The sequence below is a fragment of the Pedobacter sp. Leaf176 genome (assembly GCF_001424305.1).
Classification (GTDB): Bacteria; Bacteroidota; Bacteroidia; order Sphingobacteriales; family Sphingobacteriaceae; genus Pedobacter.
Window position 1 is genome coordinate 294,417 of sequence record NZ_LMPD01000006.1, and the last position, 20,410, is coordinate 314,826.

General features: G+C 40.2%; 13 protein-coding genes. 3 read left to right on the forward strand and 10 right to left on the reverse strand.

The features are described from left to right. Window positions 1-6: 6 nt before the first annotated feature. A complete protein-coding gene (locus ASF92_RS17370; protein WP_082489604.1) occupies window positions 7-2,994 on the reverse strand; it encodes a TonB-dependent receptor in 2,988 nt (995 codons plus the stop codon). Between the two features lie 816 nt (window positions 2,995-3,810). Beyond that, window positions 3,811-5,106, reverse strand: coding sequence for an esterase-like activity of phytase family protein (locus ASF92_RS17380; protein ID WP_056096185.1), 1,296 nt, complete (start codon window positions 5,104-5,106; stop codon window positions 3,811-3,813). Window positions 5,107-5,318: 212 nt separating this feature from the next. Here ASF92_RS17380 and ASF92_RS17385 point away from each other — a divergent pair, with 212 nt between their 5' ends. Both ASF92_RS17385 and ASF92_RS17390 read left to right on the forward strand, forming a co-directional pair. After that, window positions 5,319-5,906 carry a GDSL-type esterase/lipase family protein gene (locus ASF92_RS17385; RefSeq protein ID WP_056096188.1) on the forward strand — a complete coding sequence of 196 codons (588 nt, stop codon included), beginning with the start codon at window positions 5,319-5,321 and terminating at the stop codon, window positions 5,904-5,906. A 60-nt stretch (window positions 5,907-5,966) separates the two neighbouring features. Continuing rightward, complete coding sequence (locus ASF92_RS17390) at window positions 5,967-6,695, forward strand: esterase family protein (protein WP_056096191.1); 729 nt, start codon at window positions 5,967-5,969, stop codon at window positions 6,693-6,695. A gap of 35 nt (window positions 6,696-6,730) precedes the next feature. Here the strand turns inward: ASF92_RS17390 and ASF92_RS17395 are convergent, their stop codons facing one another. The 5 genes from ASF92_RS17395 to ASF92_RS17415 form a co-directional block, all read right to left on the reverse strand. Beyond that, window positions 6,731-7,573, reverse strand: coding sequence for a metallophosphoesterase (locus ASF92_RS17395; protein WP_056096193.1), 843 nt, complete (start codon window positions 7,571-7,573; stop codon window positions 6,731-6,733). Window positions 7,574-7,641: 68 nt separating this feature from the next. Next, window positions 7,642-7,872, reverse strand: coding sequence for a hypothetical protein (locus tag ASF92_RS17400; RefSeq protein ID WP_056096197.1), 231 nt, complete (start codon window positions 7,870-7,872; stop codon window positions 7,642-7,644). A 299-nt stretch (window positions 7,873-8,171) separates the two neighbouring features. Continuing rightward, window positions 8,172-9,011 carry an endonuclease/exonuclease/phosphatase family protein gene (locus ASF92_RS17405; RefSeq protein ID WP_056096200.1) on the reverse strand — a complete coding sequence of 280 codons (840 nt, stop codon included), beginning with the start codon at window positions 9,009-9,011 and terminating at the stop codon, window positions 8,172-8,174. 20 nt (window positions 9,012-9,031) lie between these two features. Continuing rightward, window positions 9,032-10,810 (reverse strand): RagB/SusD family nutrient uptake outer membrane protein, encoded by a 1,779-nt coding sequence (locus ASF92_RS17410; protein ID WP_056096203.1) that lies wholly within the window; start codon window positions 10,808-10,810, stop codon window positions 9,032-9,034. 18 nt (window positions 10,811-10,828) lie between these two features. Continuing rightward, window positions 10,829-14,137 carry a TonB-dependent receptor gene (locus tag ASF92_RS17415; RefSeq protein WP_231729854.1) on the reverse strand — a complete coding sequence of 1,103 codons (3,309 nt, stop codon included), beginning with the start codon at window positions 14,135-14,137 and terminating at the stop codon, window positions 10,829-10,831. Window positions 14,138-14,463: 326 nt separating this feature from the next. Here ASF92_RS17415 and ASF92_RS17420 point away from each other — a divergent pair, with 326 nt between their 5' ends. Continuing rightward, window positions 14,464-14,976 carry a hypothetical protein gene (locus ASF92_RS17420; RefSeq protein WP_056096207.1) on the forward strand — a complete coding sequence of 171 codons (513 nt, stop codon included), beginning with the start codon at window positions 14,464-14,466 and terminating at the stop codon, window positions 14,974-14,976. Window positions 14,977-15,067: 91 nt separating this feature from the next. On the opposite strand, the gene ASF92_RS17425 is transcribed toward ASF92_RS17420, so the two are convergent. From ASF92_RS17425 to ASF92_RS17435, 3 genes are read right to left on the reverse strand one after another with little or no spacing between them, the layout of a single operon-like run. After that, on the reverse strand, window positions 15,068-16,144 hold the full coding sequence (locus ASF92_RS17425; protein ID WP_056097123.1) for a phytase: 1,077 nt from the start codon (window positions 16,142-16,144) through the stop codon (window positions 15,068-15,070). Between the two features lies 1 nt (window position 16,145). Then, window positions 16,146-17,408, reverse strand: coding sequence for a hypothetical protein (locus tag ASF92_RS17430; RefSeq protein WP_056096210.1), 1,263 nt, complete (start codon window positions 17,406-17,408; stop codon window positions 16,146-16,148). A 22-nt stretch (window positions 17,409-17,430) separates the two neighbouring features. Beyond that, the gene (locus tag ASF92_RS17435; RefSeq protein ID WP_056096213.1) at window positions 17,431-20,208 is read right to left on the reverse strand and encodes a TonB-dependent receptor; all 2,778 of its coding nucleotides are present in this window, start codon (window positions 20,206-20,208) and stop codon (window positions 17,431-17,433) included. Between the last annotated feature and the right edge of the window lie 202 nt (window positions 20,209-20,410).

The window sequence follows — 20,410 nt, forward strand, 5'->3', positions numbered from 1 at the left end:
GTATTTTTAGAATGATGCATTTACACCAAAGCTGAACGTTCTTGTTTTTGGATAATAATTATTGTTATCAATACCTGGCGTTAAGCCACCAATATTAATTTCAGGGTCGATACCGCTATAGTTTGTGATTACAAACAGGTTATTTGCCGTAACGTATAACCTGATCGCTTTAATTGAAGGCGTTTTAGGTTTAATCGTATAACCAAGCGTTGCGTTATCCAGGCGCAGATAAGAACCACTTTCCAGAAAACGATCGGAAATCAGGTAAGCATTGATGTCGTTGAACGATTCACCCAAAGTAAACCTTGGGATGTTCTGTAGTTTGGCATCCGCCGGGTTATTTAGAGATGCAGCCGTAGCATTCAGTATTTTATTGCCTAACACACCACGAACAAGGAAGTTAAAATCCCAGTTTTTGTAATTAAAACTGTTTGCCCAGCCATAAATTAACTTCGGTTGTGCATCGCCTGCAATTTTAGCATCAGTTGTTAAGGGCTGCGTTGCAATGGTTTGCCCAGCGGCGTTGACATACGTACTTACACCTGCAGCATTTTTACCTGCATAATTCCATAAGTTGAAAGTACCTAAAGCATAACCTGGCTGAATAAGCTGGCTGTAATTTCCAGACTGGCCTTTACCACCAAGTTGGGCGGTTTGAATGGCTGCTATTTTATAAAAGTCATCTGAAAGGGTTTGAACAACGTTTTTATTGTGCGCAATATTTGGTGAAGTTGTCCAACGGAAATTGTCTGTTTTAACCGCAACAGCATTTAGAGCAAATTCAATACCCGTATTTTTAATTTTACCTACGTTGGCGGTAATGGTTGGCAAGAAAAATTGCGTTGTTGATACTTCGTAACGATCGTAAATTAAATCGGAAGTTTGTTTTACATAGAAATCAACAGAACCTGTTATCCTGTCTTTAAACAAACCAAAATCCAGGCCAATGTTCGTCGTTGCCGTACTCTCCCATTTCAGGTTTGGGTTTTCATTTCTAACCGGACCAATTGCATTGCTGATGTTTCCGTTATTTAGAAATTTATTGCTTCCTGAGAGTGTACCATAAATAAGCAGAGATGAAAAAGCATCAAAACCTAAACTGTTACCCGATACACCATAACCTGCACGAAGTTTTAAGTCGCTGATTACCGGAACGGCCTGCATAAAATCTTCGCTGATGATTCTCCATCCGGCAGACACTGCAGGAAATAAACCCCAACGGTTATTTCTACCGAAAGCAGATGAACCATCATCTCTTAATGATGCCTGAAACAGATATTTCTCGTTATAGTTGTATTGAACCCTGCCATAGTATGATATTAATCTTAAGGTAGATATAGGGGCGTTGTTGAATGCAATTTGTGAAAGCAATGTTGGGTTCGAAAGAAAAAGGTTGTTGTAACCTAAATTATCATTCGAAAAATTCTGGGTGGTAACACCAAAACCATCATTGGTTCTGTCTTCCTGCCAGGAATAACCTGCAAGTAACTTTAAACTGTGTTTTCCAAAGGTCTTATCGTAGTTAAAATAACCTTCTAGCACCTGACTTTTATTTAAAACGTCGATTTTCTGCGCTTGTCCATTAACACCCCTGGCTAATCCCGACTGGCTGTTCAGGTAAGTGCTATAATTATTCTGGTCTCTTTGAGAAGAAACACTGGCTGTAAACCTTAAACCGTCAAGAATATTCACCTGCGCCATCCCGTTAATTAGGGTTTTGTTGTTCAGGTTATTGATAACGTTATTGTCTACAATTGATAGAGGGTTTCTGGTTCCGCTTCCCGTACGGTTATAATTTTCTTTATAGGTACCATCCGTGTTGAAAGGGCTAACGGTTGGCAAATAGAAAAGCATATTTGGCAAAGCCTGAGATTGATAGATATCCGAATTTTTCGAATTGCTGTTCGTAACCGTTAAGCCAAGTTTTAACCTGTCGTTAAAAAACTTTTCATTAAGGTAGGCCCTGACAACAGTTCTTTTTAACGAAGTATTTTTTAATATCCCCTTATTGTCCAGGTAATTCACACTCGCACCATAATCAGAAGACTGACCTGCACCACCATAAGAAAGGTTGTGGTTTTGTGAATAGCCTGTTCTTTCGAGCAGCGATTGCCAGTTGGTATCCGAACCATCATCATCCACAGGATTTAAAGTCTGCTTATTATCGGCGAGGTATTGTCTAAGCTCGGGCGCAGAAAGCATATCATATTTTTTCGATACCTTTTCTACTGCCGCATATCCACTGTAGGATAAACGGGCCTGCCCACTTTTAGATCTTTTGGTTGTTACGATGATAACGCCGTTTGCAGCCCTCGAACCATATATAGCAGTTGAAGAAGCATCTTTAAGGATATCAATATTTTCAATATCAGAGGGCGCAAGTAAATCAATTGAAGCGCCTGGTACACCATCGATAACGTAAAATGGTTCCTGCGCGGCACCTTCCCTTAAAGTAGATGGCCCACGTAAAATAGTTGAAGGCTTTGAATTAGGGTCGCCGCTTTTTGTCACGTTTAAACCGGCTACTTTACCTTGTAAAAGCTGCGCCGGATTAACCATAACCCCCTGGTTAAACTCTTCCGATTTTATTGAAGTAACCGCACCGGTCAAATCTTTTTTATTCGCTGTACCATAGCCAATAACAACCACATCTTTTAAAGTCTGGTTATCGGGCATTAAAGTAACATTAATGGAGGTTTGATTGCCGACTATGATTTCCTTGGTCAATCCGCCAAGCATAGAATAAGTAAGCACATCACTGCTTTTTGCCTGAATGCTATAAATACCATCGCTGTTGGTCGATGTTCCACCATTGCCGCCTTTAATGCGTACGGTTACGCCTGGAACAGGCTGGTTGGTTTCGTCAGTCACCTTACCAGTAATGGTTTTGCTGCTCTGAGCGAAAGTGTTGAGTGAAAATAGAATCAGGAATATGAAGAAGCACTGCCATTTTCCTAAAAAAGACAAATAATTGAATTTGTAATTTTGTTTCATGAATGAATTTTATGATTGTTTGGTAAAATGCAACTCAGCACAAAAAAAAAATACTTTATTGCGCCACAAAGATGTGCGCCGGGCGTTAGGGTTATGCTCAGATAGGATTATGAAATTGTTAAATACCGTATGCTATTTTAACAAAAGATTAAGGGAATCAAATCTGAAAACTTGTGTTAAGCGTTAAATAACAATAAACAGAATTCGTGTAAGTGCCTCTAAATTTGTCACCTTGAGCTTAGCCTGTGCTGTTTTGCCGAAGCATCGTAACGCCGCTTGAAGAGCTTTTATACCCTTCAACACGCTCAGGATGAAGTCTTTTTATTGCCATTGACTGAAAATTGAAAAAGGGCTATAGTAAAACTATATCCCTACGCCTCGGTTCGTGTCCTCACGAATCGAAAGTATAATATTGGTTCGTGAGGACACGAACCATGGCTTTGGATTCTTTGTTAAATCCGCCCGCTGATTACGCTAACGACGCAGGTTTTTTTATTTCATCTGCGTATATCTGTGTAATCTGCGGGAGACATTTTTTCTTTCCCTTTTTGGACGGCCTAGCGGAAAACAGCGTTGAAAAACTAATTTTGCTTGTCAGAACGATTTCTAGAACTGGTCTAGCATTTCCAATATTATTAAATAAACAAAATCATCCACAGAATATTTGCCGTCATAAAAAAACCAAACCATGTGTAAAAATGATTTGGTTTATCATAGAAATCAAGATGACATCTTTTTATTAGCATTGACTGAAAATTAAAAAAGGGCTATAGTCAAACTATAAGCCCCTATAAACCAAATTTTATTCTAATTTAATTAGAGTTTTACCTTCACAAAGTAAAGCCTGTTTCTATCTACCGACTTCGTTAATGGTACCATTTTTTGAGCAAAGCCACTCGCTCCATTATCCACCACACCGAAATCATCGTCATTAGAAATCACTAAAATATTTCCCGGCAATAAAGCTAAACCCTCTGCTTTGTCGTGCGGATAAACAGATGGCAAATCTTTAAGTAAATCGAGCACAAGTGTTTTTGTTACCGGAGTAATTCCCGCTGAAGTGAGACCAGCCAGGTTATTTAATTCTTCTACTGTTTTACCGCCATATAGTTTTCCGGTTGCACCATTTGCGGCGTCCGAAATATCAGTAGCTGCGCTGATGTCTATTTTAAAAACCTTCTTAAAGGCTGCCGGATTGGTTGGATCTCCTCCAAAAAGTCCGTCTCTCTCAATGGTTAAAAAAGTTGTCGCGTTAACGGCCACTACATCACTTACCCCGGTTAAAGTTGTATTCTCCATCAGGTATGCATATTGTTTGGTTGCACCTGTGGCGATGTCGAACGTTAAAATCCTCAATACAGTAGAGTTTGCAACGGCTGTTTTGGACGGATTGTACATCGGCGACTGCATGATGCCTACAAGCGTTTTTCCATTTGGTGTTATCGCCAGGCCTTCCATTCCGCGGTTAGCCCTTCTGTTGGCAAATACGACTGGGATTTTTCTACCCCCGGCACCGCTGCCAAAAGGGTTAATCCGCTCGATTGTTTTTCCACTTGCATCAAAGTGTGCAATATGTGGCCCGTATTCATCGCTTACCCAGAAACTCCCATCAGATGCCCTTACCAAACCTTCCGAATCAATCCCATCAGCACTCGGTGTAATCACTTGTCCGTTTAAATCATAAGCCGTTTCTCCTGAAGCACCCATCCCAACCGGGTTCGGTACGCCATTCAATTTACCGCCGGCGGCATTCTTAAGCTCGATGGTTTGTTCTAAAACCAACTTACCATCCTTTAACCTGAACTTTCCGATTTGCGGGGTAAAATCTGGTTTTCCGATGATAATCGAATTGGTCATTTGCCCGGCTACGTTCGATCCCCTGTCAGTTAACATATAAAATACCGCAGGGTCATTCGGATCTGCCGCAACAGCCGAACCGAAACCTCCGTTGTATACCTTTACACCGCTGTTCGTTGTAAATAACGTTGCCGGATCTGAAGCTTCAGCTACATCCGGATATACGATTTCCTGGGAAGGGCTATCGGAATTCTTTTTACATCCAACCACGCCAATTGCTATTGCAAATGCAAGGGTCGTTATCTCTTTTTTCATTTAATTGATAATTTATAAGTACAAATCAAGCAACCAAATGTTAATCCTGTGTTAATAAGGGAATATGTAATTGAACCCCTTCCCCTATTTTTAATTAATGCCAACGCAGGATTTATTAAATGTTAACAGCCTGTTAAACTTAATTCAAAACAGTAAAAGTAAAAGCTAATATTGTTTCGGTTTTGTTATAATTGATAAATATTAATTGGTATATGTACTGGTACGAACAGGAAGTTAAGCAGCTTGAACAAATCGAGTCGCGGAAAAGACAGGGCCAACTGACACTTTTTTATGGTAGTTCTACCATACGTTTGTGGGAAACGCTTGAGGAAGATTTCCCAGAGCGCAGCGTAATTAACCTCGGGTTTGGCGGTTCTACGCTCGCGGCTTGCGTATGGTTCTTCGAGCGAATTATGGTTGGCTATGATCCGCTGGCCCTCGTTTTTTATGCTGGTGATAATGATCTTGGCGATGGGCGACATCCGGAAGAAATTTTTATCTTCTTTCAACAGTTGGTTGTTAAGGTCAGACAGCGTTTCGGATCCATCCCCTGTTACTTTGTTTCCTTAAAGCCAAGCGTGTCGCGATGGCACCTGGCCGACCAGTTTAAGTACACAAACAACCTGATTGAAAGCGAAATAATTAAATGTAATGCGAACTGGAAATTCATTAATATTTTTAAAGAAATGCTGGATAAAAACGGAGCGCCAAATGCCGGATACTATGAGGAAGACGGCTTACATTTAAGCCCTGCAGGCTACCGGTTATGGAAAACAATCATCAGGAAAAAAATAGGCTAATCATGATAATTTATTAATGTTTCTATAATATAACAAAGTTAATTTCCGCAAAGAATTCGCATGCAAAGGGAATATCATAAATGGCTTAGTGATAATCTGGAAAGAGAAATGGAGCTTCTCGTTTTCGGCCACGCGGGAAGAGCCGTTGTCTTTTTCCCCACAAGAATGGCCAGGTTTTATGATTATGAAAACTGGGGCATTGTCGATTCCATCAAAAGTAAAATAGATAACGGCGAAGTTCAGCTTTTTTGTGTGGATAGTATTGATGGAGAAAGCTTTTACAACCATTCTATTTTTCCATCAGTTAGGATAAGCAGGCATCTCCAATACGAAATGTATATTTTAAATGAGGTTTTGCCATTTGTTCAGGCCATAAATAAAGGAGGTTTCATAGAAACCGCAGGCTGCAGCATGGGTGCATATCATGCAATTAACCTGGCCACAAAATATCCATGGCTGTTTAAGAAAGCAGTCGGCATTAGCGGCCGATATGATTTGACTGATGCACCAGGCGATTTCAAAGATTTAATGAGTGGTTACATAAGCGAGACAGTCTATTTCAATATGCCTTCGCAATTCATCGCAAATATAAATGAGGAAGCACTGCTGAATCATCTGCGGAAAATGGAAATTATTCTGGCCGTAGGTGAAACAGATCCTTTTCTTGCTGGAAATCAACATTTAAGTAGAATACTATGGGAGAAAGGCATCCAGAATCAGTTCTATCGGTGGGAAAGCAATGCCCATCGTCCACATTACTGGCGTAAAATGGCACCATTGTACATCTGAATATTCCGTCCGTTAGATTTTCACCTGTTAGTCAGTTAGAATTTAACTTCATTAAGGACAGGATTATTACTGGCATTTACCTGGTAGGTAGAAATTTTATGATCCTGAGAAACCTCTACAATTCTATAACCTTTATAAGCAGTACCCCAGCTGCCCCCAATATGTGCATCGAAGAAGTGCGGTAACTTTTGGGTATAAAATACAGAATCGAGGCTATGATCATGACCATGAAAAACAGCTTTAATATTTGGGTAAATGTGCAACAAATCTAAGGTGTCTTTACATTCTACAAAAGGACTTTCAGGAACCCAAAAATGTGGTGGAATGTGCAGGATAACAAATACAGTTTTTAAATCTTTAAACTTTTCAAATTCGCGTTTTAAGAACCCGTTATCAGGACAAATGTAGGTACCCTTTAAATCGGATGTATTTGCCATTACAAAGCCAACGCCATTTTTTTCGAAAGAAAAGTTATCCTCATAACCCAAAACCGATTTCCAAATTTTAGCATCTGCATGGTCATGATTACCCGGAATTGCATAAAACGGAAATTTAAATTTATCGAAATAAAGACTTTTTAATTCAGGAAGCAGTTCTGGTCTGTCGTGCACCAAATCACCATTAATTATTACAAAGTCGAGCGGCGTTTTTTCATGTGCGGTGTTTAACCAACGTACAATATTCTCGTGGTCCGTTTTATAATTGGTTCCGGGCTGCCCGTAATGCCCATCCGAAGCAATTGCAAATCGCAATTTTGTTGCATTGTTAGTGGGTAAAACTGAATCTGTAAAATCATCGGCAAGCCCCACAACGGGCGACAAACCCGTAAGAAGTATGGAAGCCAGACTCCCTTTTAGAAAAAATCTTCTATCTCTCATCTTAAAAAATCTTTATTAAATATACAAAAATGCCACTTATGTTGGTTTTTCAGATGTAGTTCTATTGACTAAATTGTATTTACCTGAAAGCCCCCATAACTAAGCATTTCTGCAGTGTGCACAACAGTAAGGTTTAATTCGAGGTTGGAAATAATGGTACGGGCATGCATCAAATTTCTGTACATATCTTTAATGCCGCGAATTTCAACCCCGGCACGTGTAATTTTAAATTTCTTTGGGTCAAATTTCTTCATAAACGTTCTTAAATCTTCGTTATGGTACGTGTTATCGATATTCATATACTATTTTTATGGGCACGAAGTTCATGCTTTATTCTCGGTTTACTGTTAAGGAAATAATGCCTTTTGGTTAATCTTTAGTGAAAAATAAAGTAATGCTATTTAACGGCTAAAGTACTACCGTCCGGTTGTGTCCGTTAAATGAAATCATGTGATCAAAATTTAGAATTTGTGTTAACAGCATATTAATCAATGCCTCAAACGACACAATACGCTGTTCTTTTGAGCTTAGAAACATAAACGCTTCCCGAATATTCGGGAAGCGTTTACTCTATTTAATATGAATTAATAACTGAAAATCACTTCAATTCAACTTCAGCCAATACAGGAAAATGGTCAGAAGGAAATTTGCCGAAATAAGTATCTGTTAAAATCCCCCATCTGGAAGCGGTGAATTGTTTGCTCATAAAAATATGGTCAATTACCGATTGCCCTCTCGGCGTTCTGAAACCATTTGATGAGGAATTATTCGCGTATGGAAATTTAACCTTTCCGTTAACATCGGCCAGTACCTCAGAGGTGGCTATCGTTTTATACCATTCACTGTCTCTGCCGCCGTTAAAATCGCCTGTCAATAAAACAGGATTTGTGCCGGCGATTTCATTAATTTTCTTCAGAATAAGTTTACTGCTTTCCCGACGGGCAACAAAACCCTGATGATCGTAATGTACGTTGAAGACATAGAATTGCTTTTTGGATTTTACATCTTCGAGATAAACCCAACTGCAAATCCTATTGCAACAGGTCGCATCCCACCCTTTTCCGGGTACATCAGGTGTTTCAGACAACCAAAAATCACCACTTTTTACAAGCTTAAATCTATCTTTTCTGAAAAATATTGCGGAGTGTTCTCCGGCTTCTTTTCCATCATCACGACCTTTTCCATACCTTGAATATTCTGGCAATGCGTTGCTGATATCATTAAGCTGGTTTTTCAAACCTTCCTGAATTCCAAGAACATCAAAACCATGGAAACGAATTAAGTTTGCAACCACCGGTGCCCGATCAACCCAAAGATTTCCTGAATCGCGTGGATTATCAAAGCGAATGTTAAAAGTTCCGACTGTGATCTGTTGTGCGCTAAGTTTGAAAGAAGCAAATACAAACAGTACTGCGACAACCATTATTCTTATTTTCATATTCTGTATTTATTGATTAATTATTCCCAGCCTTTATTTTGTTTCAGGTTCGGGTTACGTTGGAGATCTGCAAGCGGAATCGGGTAATAATAGTTGCGTTCATTCCATTTTCGTGGTATTTCTCTCATCCAGGTGAGTTCGCCAGAACTTCCGTTTTTCAAAAGCTGAGAATTTACCGCCGTACCTGAATTGGCCGATACATCGATATATGTTACACCTGCAACCGCCGGTGTCGGGCGTGTGCCCTGATAGAAAGCAACATCCAAAATGCCGTCTTCATTTAAATCCATTGGTGTAATCAATGCAGGAACATAAAAACCATTCCATTCCTGCTCCATTAACGGACCTCGTTTCCATCTCAACAGATCAGAAAAACGTAAGCCTTCCAAACTTAACTCAATACCTCTTTCTCTTCTGATTTCAAGCAATGAGGCATCAGAAATTCCCGGAAAATAATTTGCAACCAGATACGTATCTGCTACAGTTGGTTTTGCCGTTAATCCTCCGGTGATACCTGCCCTCGCCCGAAGTGCCCCGATGGTTAATACCCAGTCGGCATCGGTAAAGGTTCCCAATTCAGCTTTAGCTTCAGCATAATTTAACAATACTTCGGCATAACGAAATAAGGAAACCGCATTTGTATTTAAAGCACCGGCATCGTAGTAGGTATCGTCCAAAGTCCATTTTATAGGCTGATAACCTGTAAAGGTATAAGAGAACACGGGTGGTGCAGGTACTTGTTGACCGCTGCTTATGCGCTTATAATCTCCTAAGCGGATGGTTTGCTTAAGTCTTAAATCACGGTTTTTAACTTCATCTTTAAATAACATGGTTCTGTAAGCAGGATCATTGGTAAACGGTGTGCCATCCAATTTCAGGTAGGTATTTATAAATGTGCGGGTGAAACTCGCTTTTGCTCCATAAGTTCCGCTTGTCCACCACCAATTAGCCTCATTCAGCACGCCTAGGTTTAAATCGGCTACTGCCGATTGTAAAACTTCATTTGCAACAGGCGTATTGCTGGTAAAAACCTGGCGGTAAGACAGGCCGGGGCCGCCTGCTGTATTCAAAGCGTAACCGCCTTTTGTTATAATCTCATTGGCAGCTGATGCTGCATCGTCAAGCCATTTATTTGCGGTTCCCGAAAGATTTAAATCTGTATGGTATTTCCTGAAAGTACCCTCAAAAAGACACAACCTGGATTTATAAGCGTAAGCAACCCATTTTGTAATGGTAGTTCGGCTCGGATCGTTTGTACTACTGATATTTGCACATGCAAAATTGATATCTGCAAGAACCGAATCCATCACTAATTCTCTTTTATCTCTGCCAGCGTTTAAAGCCGGATCATCGATATCCAAAGGCTTTCCGATCCAAGGTACATCGCCGAAACGCTTAACTTTCTCCATATAAAAATAGGCACGGAAATATCTGGCAATGCCTAAATAGTTATTGCGAACAGCTACCGGAACAGCCGGATCATTACAGTTTTCTATAAAGTAGTTGATGTTTCTTAAATCCCTCCAGGTCCATCCAGAACTGTTATTCGCTGCAAAGCCACCTGCACGTATAAAATCGGGTACAGCTTTTACGGCTAAATAATCAGACATTGCATCCTGACTGGTAGAATTCTTCGGAAGAAAATCCATTCCATAGAAAGAATTTGTATAAAGTTTAAGTCCGTTCTCCGTACCAAAAACAGCACTTTTTGTTGCTGTAGATTCTGGCTTCTGATCTAATTTTTTACAAGCGGCAAAGCTTAAACAAGCTAAGCCAAGCCCTATATATAGTTTTTTCATTTTGATTCTTTTCAATATTTAAAATCCAATATTCACACCGAATGAATAGCTTTTCATCAAAGGGTAATTATACCCATCGCCATTTGTGCTGCCAGAATTTAAATCCTGATCAGATGGAACCGCATTTTCCACATCAATTGTATTTTTCACAATTTTGTACATTGGTGAATAAGTAAACAAGTTTTCACCTGAGAAAAATACCTTAGCGCTTCGCATACCGATACGGTTTATCCATTTGGTAGGGAGATTGTAACCTACCTGGAGGTTTTTTAACCTGAGGTAAGCCACATTTTGTAGGTAGCGCGTTTGTGCCACACCAAGGGTACGGTTGGTATTACTTGAAGCCGCTCTCGACATTGTTCTGGGGAAATAGGCATCTGTATTTTCAGGTGTCCACATGTTACCTAAATGGAAAGTCGGAATGTTGTTATAAGGCCTGTTGTATTGCCCCCAAAACATTTCCGTTTCGGTGCTCGGATACCATTGCTGTTTACCAACGCCCTGGAAGAAAACTGAAAAAGACCAGTTATGCCAGTCTGCACCTAAATTTACACCATATAGATACCTTGGGGCAGAATTTCCGATGATTTTTCTATCGCCCGATTTTTCAACTTTATTTTCGCCTACGTTGATAAACCCATCGCCGTTTAAATCTTTCAACTTGATATCTCCCGGGAACCATTTCCCTGTTGGGGATGCTCTCATTTGCGGATCTTGCTTGGCATGTGATGCAATATCGGCATCATCAATAAAAAAACCTTCGGTTTCATAGCCCCAGATTTCACCTAATGTTTGCCCTTCATAATAATCATTCAGTAATTTGTCTGGATTGTTGTATTTATCGATCTTAGTTTTGTTGTCAGAAAGTGTTAACCTAACATTATACCTGAAAGGTTTTTCTGACTGACCAATTTTATCATTCCAGCTCAATGAAACTTCCCATCCACGAGTTGTCAAATCAGCATAATTTCCTTTTGGTACATCCGCACCAAACACGGCCGGTGGCGTCAATCCGAATGTAAACATATCAGTTGTTTTGCGGACATAAGCATCACCGGTAAAACTAAGGCGTCCTGAAAGCATGGTCAAATCCAAACCAAAATTGCTCGTCGTCGAAGTTTCCCAGGTTAAGCCATCAGGCAGTACGGCAGGAATTCTTGTCGTTTGCGGCCTTACACCATTTAATATAACGCCAGATTGGCTGATGTTGAAAATTTCCTGAAATGCATAGGAGGCGATGTTACCATTTCCTAAAGAACCATAAGAACCCCTCAACTTGAAATCGGAGATTAACTTATCTGAGACATTCCAGAACGATTCTTTATTGATTCTCCATCCCGCGGAAACTGAAGGAAAAAATCCATAGCGTTGGTTTGCAGGGAATTTCGAAGACCCATCATAGCGCGCATTTACCTCCAAGAGATAGCGATCTTTAAAAGCGTAATTTAACCTGGAAAACCCGCCAAGAATCGCCCATTGCTCATAACCGCCGCCAGTAGCAATTGATTGACCTAATGCAAGGTTTAAATCGGTAGCATCTTCAAAAATAATTCCGTTTCGCTGTACGGCAATGCGATTGTAAGTCGATTGCTCGTAGTTATAACCAGCCATTGCCTTTAAATAATGGTCGGTTCCAAAACGGTTTTCATATTCGGCGTAGATGTTGGTTGCCAGATATTGTGTTTCACGCTGGTCAAACAGCAAATCGTTTGTCGTTGTACCCACATATGCTGTAACACCCCTGGTGTTGCTGTAAGGTACTTGCACTCTTCTTTGTTCAATATTATTGTTCGTATTACGGAAGGTAAAATCGGCATTGACCCTGAATTTATTGTTGAAGAAGTTTGTTCTCAACCCGGTTATGTTTCTAAAAACCTGACGACGCGTATCAATGCCATTCTTTCCATAAATGAAATCGCCAACGGTATAAGCGGCAGCAAAAGTTAGAGAACCATCTGGATTGAAAATTGGCATAGTTGGTTTTCCTTCGTCAGCAATATTTCTCCAGATGCCACCACCCTCACCAACATTTATTGGATTGTGATAATTCATAACTGAATAATCTGCATTATTTTCGATGCTTAACCACGGAAATACCTGTATTGAACCACGTGCACGAATGTTTTTCATATCGTAATCATCGCTATTGTATTTGAAAAGTCCATCCTGGTTTAAGTACCTACCCGATACCAGGAACGAAGCCTTGTCGCTGCCTCCGCTTACGGAGAGGTTATTTTCTGTTGCAGCGGTATGTTTCTTATACAGTTCCGAGTAATAGTCGGTGCTGCCGTAATAAGTATATTCACCTGTGGTTGGGTTAACTTCTATTTGACTGTATGGTTGGCCCGATTCCACACGCCTTTTAAATTCATCGAGATAGGCTTGGGAAAACTTTTGTGTTTTGTTAGCATTTTGAGGGAAAGCACCATCTCCATTTACGAAAGCTTCGGAAAACATTTTTGCCCAGGTGTAACCGTCAGTAACAAAATCCGGTACCTGTAATGGATTTTTTATGGCATAATTAGACGAATATGAAATACTGGTTCTACCCTTTTCTGCTTTTTTAGTCGTGATTAAAACCACGCCGAACACACCTCTGGCACCATAAATTGCCGCAGATGCAGCATCTTTTAATATCGTAACACTTTCCACGTCATTTGGATTTAAAAGCGATGGGTCGCCTTCAAAACCATCAATCAATATAAGTGCACTTCCCCCCTGGCCAATAGAAGTAGTACCACGGATGTTGTATCTGGGAGACTGCGTTGGCTTACCGTCCATCATTTTAAGATTGAGGTTCGGAATTAAACCCTGAAGTCCTTGTGTTAAATTTGTAATTGGCCTGTTTTCAAGACTTTTTGATGTAATCTGATCTACAGAACCTGTAGCATTCTCGCGTTTTTGAGTGCCAAAACCGACAACAAGGACCTCATTTAAGCTTCCGGTTTCTCCTTTTAAAGTGACATTTAAAGGGGTGTTTTCGGAACGTTTTACAACGATTTTACCCAGAACGACTGTAGTATAAGAAATAAAGCTCACCTGTACATTATAGGTTCCTGCCGGAACATCTACTTTGAATGTTCCATCTGGATTACTTTGCACAATCTTGTTTAATTCTTTAATCACAATACTTGCACCAGGTAGCGGATCGCCTTTTTCATCAACGACTTTACCACTGATTGTTCCTGATTCCTGAATTTTGTTGGCAGATGGCGGATCTTGTAAATTCACCGCGGCCATGGATGGTACACTGAGTCCACCCGTCAGAATTGCCGCTACGAAACTATATAGCACAAACTTCTGCATTAGCAGTAAAGGTTTTTTCATTATTTAATGTTAATTAGTTACCGGTATAAACCGTTTCATTTTGTTTCCTTGGTTCCTTAGAATGGGGCAAAGCTATCGTGCTTATATAAACCTAGCATTAACTTATTTTAACATTTGATTCTGATTAACCGATTAGGCAGAAGTTTATCAAAAGAAAAAAATCTATGGTTAAACCCTGTGTTTGATGCGTTATCAAAAAATTAATCGATATGGATTGTACAGTCAGGTACAGGCAGCTACTTGAACCCAGCTAAAACTTAACATATTCTTAATAAGAAGCAGGTAGCGTTTAATCTGATCCTGGCGTATAAGCAATAAACTCAATTATGAAAAATGCTTATTCACTATTTATCTTGCTTTTATTCTCGCTTAGCGGCTGTAAAAAAGAAACTGCAGCCGAAGCAATTCTTCCGAATGAAGACAATCTGACGGTATGCCCTACCGGATCAACCTGCAATTTTTTTTATGCCGATAACTCCGGCATGGATGGCATTAAACTATTATTGACCAAGGGCCAGTACCGGGTTTTCTGGGCACATACAAGCGTTAGCTATTCGGCTTTTTCCCTTTATATGATGGCACCAATGATTGGCGATAGCTTCAGCCTTACAAAAGAAGATTTCCTGGAAGGCAGGGTAAAATACCAGAACAACTGCCCCACTTGCTTTTCGATTTCCATGGTGCCTGTTGATGGTAAAATCACTGGCAGACGATTGCCTGCCGGAAATGGTCTGCCAGAAAGATGGATAGTCGAAGCAGATGTGGTTTTTACGTCGAGTGGGCCATCCATCCCAACACAACCCCTTCATTTGAAACAATACTACCTGCCCGCGAATTAATTCAACTGATAAAAATAAAACGATTTACGAAACAAAGCAGGCGGTACACTTGTACCGCCTGCTTTAACTCAAGGTTTTTTAGCTTTGATAATTACGGATTAACCGTCAATTCCTTACTGGCAATATCTTCCCAGCGGTAAAAATGGAAGGTTTTATCATCACTCATCGCAACGAGCAATCCGTGTTTAAAATCTGAATTTAAAGGTATGGAGACTACATCAATACCATCGGTCTGGTTCGCCGAATACTTTATCGTAGCCAATAATGGATGCTGATTTGCTACGCCTGTTTTACCCGTTCTGCTGTACACTTTCAATTGTCTGGCACCTTGATCGGAAACCAAAACATAGCCATTATTTCCAGCTGTCTTATAAATGGCTATGCCCTCATTGTCTACTGCAAAGTCTCCTTGTCCAAATAAGGAAAGTTCCTGATTCCCTTTGGCTGGATCAGCGTAATATTTGCGTACACCGAACTGCTCATCACAGTAATAAACAAAGCCCAGTTCGTTATCAACGGCGATGGCCTCTATTTCTTTCCTGCCACTATATTTTCCAAATTTCCTGACCAAATGTGCTTTGATATTTCCATTGCCATCATCCTTTAACTGATATTGCCAAAGGTAATTGCCATCTTTTGGCCCTGTCTTACGACCAACAATCGCATAGATTTTCCCCTTCGGATCAGTGTACATTGAAATGCCCATTAAATCTCTGAATTCTGCCCCCGTTTCGCCGACAAATACCGGAATTCCACCCTTATCTAAAGGTTTCATATCCGGTAGGGAATAAATCCGAAGTTTATGGGTATAGCGCTCTGTAGTCACGGCGATGTCTGTCTTTTTACCATTCAGCATCAAACCGTAAGCAATGTCGACATTATCAGGTCTTTTTAGTCCTTTGATGGTTTTTGATGGAATGGCTTTTCCTTTCAAGTCAAAAACATATAAACCGCCATTGGTATCTTTGTCCGTACCAATAACCAGCGATTTCGACGGGTCAGCTGGGTTAACCCAAATTGCAGGATCATCTGTATCAAAATCAACCGGATCAGAAATGTATAGCGGCTTTATCGCTGCAGCATCTTGTTTTTGTGCAATACCATTGCAGGAAAAGCTCAGACTCAAAAATGTAAAAGCTACAATGTTTAATAAACTCCTATTTTTCATATTAAATTTTAGTACCATAAGCGCCAACAAAAGTAGCTGGTGCCGGCGAGTTGTATGTGATACCATTTTTCATTGTAAGTCCTGCTGCATGATGACGTGTAAAGTTGGTAATGCCTTTGCCCAAAGCAGGAGAATTACCTTGCAAATGGAAATCCCATGATGTATTAAAATCAGCATTACTTACCGCTGTGTTTACCGGGTAATTTACAAACTTTGGATCATTAGCACCGGCAGTTATGCTGATTACGTCGTCCTTACCACCGATTACATCGTTTTTGCCTGGTTGAAACTGATTAACGGTAAGCTGATCATAGCCATAATACCAGTTGTTGCTATAAGCAGAACGGCTGTCTTCTGGCTTTTTCGGGTCTCTTTTTATTCCAAAGCGCGTATTGGCAAAAAGGTTGTTGTACAAATCAGCACGTACTGTACTTTCCAACCAAACCGATCCGCCTTTTGCTGTTGGTCTTCTCCAGCCTGTATTTACCATGGTATTGTTATAAGCAATGATGTAGGTCTGTGGCGTTTTATCTCCCGTATTAGATAATTTTAAGGCATTTGTGTTGGTGCTATAAATAAGGTTATAAGCGATATCGGCCAAACACCCGGATTTAAAATTCATTGCTTCGCCTCCGCTAACACCTGTGGTGTAGAACACGTTATTGGCAAAGATGATCTTTCCACCTTCTATGTAGGTACAGTCTTCCTGGAGGTTTCTGAATATGGTACTTTGAACCACCAGTTTACCTTTAGCATTAGCGAACCAAAGCGCCGGAAGGTTCTCGCCTGCAACGGCTTTATAAAGTCCCATTTTAACCGATGTTGATGCATCTGATGTTGTTGATCCGGCATACTCGATAATCGCATGGTCTAATACCAGTTCTTCGCAGGTAGGCCCGGCCAGTATGCCTCCCCATAACTTGCCAAATTTCTTTTGGGCAGTTTTGTAAAACTCATTCACCGTAAATTTAATCGGATTATCTGCAGTACCTAATGCATATAAGTTGCCTTTTACAATAATCTCCGGTTTTGCCACCGTATCCATCAATACCGTAACGCCCTCCTCAATGGTCAATGTTTTACCTTCAGGAATAACGATATCGCCCTTGATTACCTGTGTGCTACCCTTGGCCCAAACCCCTGAAACCTCGCCAATGGCGGAACCATCAACCACTGTGGTATCCACATCGATGTTGGCTTTTTCGCATCCTGCTAGCGCCAGTAGCGCAAGGGTTAACAGTTTAAAAATCTGTTTCGATTTCATATCTTTTCTCTTAAAATTTCAATTAATTAAACTTATATCTAAAGCCGATCAGATAACCCTGACCGTAATAATCATTCCTAACCAAAGTATGCCCGTCCTCCACCAATTCCTCGTTGATTTTATTATTTTCCGGATTGGTGCCTTTAATGAATAATTTTGTTGGCGTATTTAAAATATTGTTCGCTTTTAGGAAAACACTAATGCCACCCTTGAATCTTTTCTCTGCCGAAGCATCCATTTGGATAAAACCCTCCTGCCATAAATCATTATTCAGGAATTGAGAAACGGTATTGATACGCGGACCTGTATAAGCGCCTGCGACTTGCAGGTCCCAACCCTTTTTAGTATCCTTAAATAACAAGGAGACATTTGCAATGTGTTCCGACTGGCCATAAAGTGGGCGCTCCTGATCGACTGATAATGCCTGTATGTCACCAGTTGTTGGATTAATCGTTCTTGTCGTTTTTGGCGTAGTAATTCTGGAATGGGTATAAGTGTAGTTTGCTTTTACACCAATTTTGCTGAAATATTTAATATAATCTACCTCTGCACCATAGTTATTGGCTATACCAAAGTTTCCAGGGCTGTAATAAATATCTTGACCACGTGTGGCGTCTGCCTGGAAAGTATATTCAATAGGGTTTTTAATTCTCTTATAAAATGCGCCCACTAAAAGCTGTTCAGATGCGCCAGGAAAAAGCTCATAGCGTAGATCGAAGTTATCAGCCAAAGCGCGCTTCAAGTTTGGATTGCCTCGTTCCTGAAACTCTTCATTTACCACCTTTCCTGGCACGATTTCATAAAAACCAGGACGGTTAAGTGCTTTATAGTAAGAAGCGTGTAATTGTGCTTTATCCGTTAAAAAGTATTTAGCGGTTAAACTCGGCAATATATCGGTATACACCTGCTGCCCTTTTGGAAAAGCCTCTCCGGCAGGAAAAAGTAAATTATAACCCTGATTTGTATGTTCTATCCTTGCACCACCAATCACTTCCAGTTTAAGCGATATGTATTTAAACATGCCATAGCCTGCCGTAATTTTTTCTGTTGCATCATAAGTCAAAGAATTGGCTACTGCACCAGTGGGGTTGCTTACCACTAAGTTTAAATCGGTATAATTCTGGTAATCTACACCATAAATTTTACTGGCATCTGCAGCAATTGGTGCAAGATTGTAGTTGTTAAAAAAACTGCTTCTTTGCTTATCACGATACAAACCTCCAGCCATCAGGTCCAGTTTGTGCTCACCCAACGTAAAACGGTAGCTAAAATCTAAATATCCTGCCAAATCCTCATCGGTATTGCGCTCCCATCTATGGGTAACCGGATTGGTATTCACCAGGCTCAAACGCCGGCTTTGAAAATTCTGCTGAGTGCCGTTTAAGCTGATGCTGGTATTCTCCGGCACATCATTCTTAGCCGATGAATACACCGCCGACCATTGCACCTTGAATTTTTCATCAAAAAACTTATGGTCGCCATGTAAGGTGCTGTTGTAAATTTGCTGCTCCGTTAAGCGACTCCGGGTATTGTAAACCAATTCTGCATTTCCTGCAGTTGGATTATAAACGCCGTTAAAGGTTGTCGTTACACCTTCTCTAAGCTGCTCGTTTTTTAGATTTACATATACATTGTAAAGGCTCAACTGATGATTTCTGTTAAATACGTAATCCACCTTACCATGCAATCCGGTACGCTCCTGTTGTTCGGAAAATGTTCTGTCTATTTTGCTGGTGATGACCGAATAAGCATCTGTACCATTTACGGCCGTGTTGTAGAAAGTACTGTTGCTGCCACGGTACGTATTTTGATAAGTGCCTGCCAAAACAACGCCCAGCTTATTATCTAAAAACCGCTGGCTTAAAGATAAACTTCCGATTAAATTCGGTGCCGGGTTCTTATATTTATAATCTAATGTCCCTTTCGTAAAATCGTTCTGAGTGGCATTGTAATTTTTCCCATTTAACTCATAGGGCGATTTGTATTGAATGTCAGATGAATTATAGCTGCCAAATTTTCTATCGATAAACAGCTGGCTATAGCCTGAAGATAGATTTGCGTTTACCTGGAATTTACCTGGTGCATTTTTCATCACCATATTAATTCCGCCACCAATTGCATCTCCTTCCAGGTTAGGCGTAAGTGTTTTATACACTTCAAGTCTGTCTAATAAATCTGAGGGAAATAGATCCAGCGGAACGTAACGGTATTTGTTATCCGGGCTAGGAATCTTAACACCATTAACAAGAGTATAATTATAGCGTTTGTCCATCCCTCTAAGTATCGCATATTGTCCGTCGCCGTTGCTGTTACGCTCTATGGAAACACCAGATATACGTTGCATCACATTTGCCACGGTTAAATCGGGGGAAATCTCGATTGCCCTTCCCGATACGATATTCATGATTTGAGTTGCATTCTTTTCTAAGCGACGGGCACCCTGGTCGGTAGAACCTACAATGTTTGATTTAATCATTACATCATCAAGGTTTTTAGAATCGCTTTCCATGTAGAATTTGAGGTGTTCATTATCTTCTTTTTCAATCGTGAAAGCCTTTGTAACGGTTTTGTATGTGACATAACTTACACTGATTTTAGCTGAACCTGCTGATAAGCCTTTGAACTCAAAAGTTCCATCAAGTCCGGTATTGGTTACCCGCCTGGGATTTTCCAATATTACTGTAGCGCCCACGATGGCTTCACCTGTTTGCTTATCGTACACATGGCCCTTTATTTTTGTAGCATTGGCTGTGCCTGCACAAAAAACAAGAAAAAACAGAATTTGTAAGAGTTTATTCATTTCGTTTGGTAATGTCTTTTTATTTTCGACTCAGCAAAGGTGTATACACCAAATCACACCAGGAAATTATCGGAGTTACATAAAGGCAGCACCGTTACAAAAGGCATATATGAAAAAGCAACAAGATTTATTAATCATTTAATTATCAACAACTTAATACAATTTAAAAACGCCGTTATGCTTTTATTACCGTTACATTAAT

What these genes read in the sequence shown, in the direction of transcription:
- ASF92_RS17370 (WP_082489604.1), bottom strand. Translation starts at nt 2,994, where the DNA reads ATGAAACAAAATTACAAATTCAATTATTTGTCTTTTTTAGGAAAATGG.
- ASF92_RS17380 (WP_056096185.1), bottom strand. Translation starts at nt 5,106, where the DNA reads ATGAAAAAAGAGATAACGACCCTTGCATTTGCAATAGCAATTGGCGTG.
- ASF92_RS17385 (WP_056096188.1), top strand. Translation starts at nt 5,319, where the DNA reads ATGTACTGGTACGAACAGGAAGTTAAGCAGCTTGAACAAATCGAGTCG.
- ASF92_RS17390 (WP_056096191.1), top strand. Translation starts at nt 5,967, where the DNA reads ATGCAAAGGGAATATCATAAATGGCTTAGTGATAATCTGGAAAGAGAA.
- ASF92_RS17395 (WP_056096193.1), bottom strand. Translation starts at nt 7,573, where the DNA reads ATGAGAGATAGAAGATTTTTTCTAAAAGGGAGTCTGGCTTCCATACTT.
- ASF92_RS17400 (WP_056096197.1), bottom strand. Translation starts at nt 7,872, where the DNA reads ATGAATATCGATAACACGTACCATAACGAAGATTTAAGAACGTTTATG.
- ASF92_RS17405 (WP_056096200.1), bottom strand. Translation starts at nt 9,011, where the DNA reads ATGAAAATAAGAATAATGGTTGTCGCAGTACTGTTTGTATTTGCTTCT.
- ASF92_RS17410 (WP_056096203.1), bottom strand. Translation starts at nt 10,810, where the DNA reads ATGAAAAAACTATATATAGGGCTTGGCTTAGCTTGTTTAAGCTTTGCC.
- ASF92_RS17415 (WP_231729854.1), bottom strand. Translation starts at nt 14,137, where the DNA reads ATGAAAAAACCTTTACTGCTAATGCAGAAGTTTGTGCTATATAGTTTC.
- ASF92_RS17420 (WP_056096207.1), top strand. Translation starts at nt 14,464, where the DNA reads ATGAAAAATGCTTATTCACTATTTATCTTGCTTTTATTCTCGCTTAGC.
- ASF92_RS17425 (WP_056097123.1), bottom strand. Translation starts at nt 16,144, where the DNA reads ATGAAAAATAGGAGTTTATTAAACATTGTAGCTTTTACATTTTTGAGT.
- ASF92_RS17430 (WP_056096210.1), bottom strand. Translation starts at nt 17,408, where the DNA reads ATGAAATCGAAACAGATTTTTAAACTGTTAACCCTTGCGCTACTGGCG.
- ASF92_RS17435 (WP_056096213.1), bottom strand. Translation starts at nt 20,208, where the DNA reads ATGAATAAACTCTTACAAATTCTGTTTTTTCTTGTTTTTTGTGCAGGC.